This is a genomic window from Blautia sp. AF17-9LB, from assembly GCF_003479185.1.
Lineage (GTDB): Bacteria > Bacillota > Clostridia > Lachnospirales > Lachnospiraceae > Fusicatenibacter > Fusicatenibacter saccharivorans.
Genome location: NZ_QUGU01000009.1, coordinates 1 through 525 on the forward strand (window position 1 = coordinate 1; position 525 = coordinate 525).

General features: G+C 48.6%; 3 tRNA genes. All 3 read left to right on the plus strand.

The window, feature by feature from the left end:
* Positions 1–173 precede the first annotated feature (173 nt).
* The 3 genes from DWX00_RS10610 (at position 174) to DWX00_RS10620 (ending at position 438) form a co-directional block, all read left to right on the plus strand.
* Positions 174–247 (plus strand) — tRNA-Asp (locus DWX00_RS10610).
* A gap of 27 nt (positions 248–274) precedes the next feature.
* Positions 275–347 (plus strand) — tRNA-Val (locus DWX00_RS10615).
* Positions 348–356: 9 nt separating this feature from the next.
* Positions 357–438: transfer RNA gene (locus tag DWX00_RS10620), tRNA-Tyr, on the plus strand.
* Positions 439–525 lie beyond the last annotated feature (87 nt).

Sequence of the window (525 nt, forward strand, 5' to 3'; positions counted from 1 at the left end):
TGCCGTAAGGCATGGAGCTGACTGTTACTAATCGGTCGAGGGCTTGACCTGAAATGCAAAACAAAAGTTTTGCAGAAAATGGTTGTGTTCGGAAAGAAAGTATGGTATGATGTATAGGTGTTAAGTGTATGCGGTTTTGAAGGTATATCAAATATCTTCAAAATAGTTATTGTGGCCCGGTGGCTCAGCTGGTTAGAGCGCCGCCCTGTCACGGCGGAGGTCGTCGGTTCGATCCCGATCCGGGTCGCTTTTCATAACTAAATATCTGAAAAATGGGATCTTAGCTCAGCTGGGAGAGCATCTGCCTTACAAGCAGAGGGTCACAGGTTCGAGCCCTGTAGGTCCCATTCTTTTATGGGTGGTTTCCCGAGTGGCCAAAGGGGACAGACTGTAAATCTGCTGCAAATTGCTTCGGTGGTTCGAATCCACCACCACCCACTTGCCAATCAGGCAATCGGCCGATGTGGCTCAATTGGCAGAGCAGCTGATTTGTAATCAGCAGGTTATCGGTTCGAGTCCGATCAT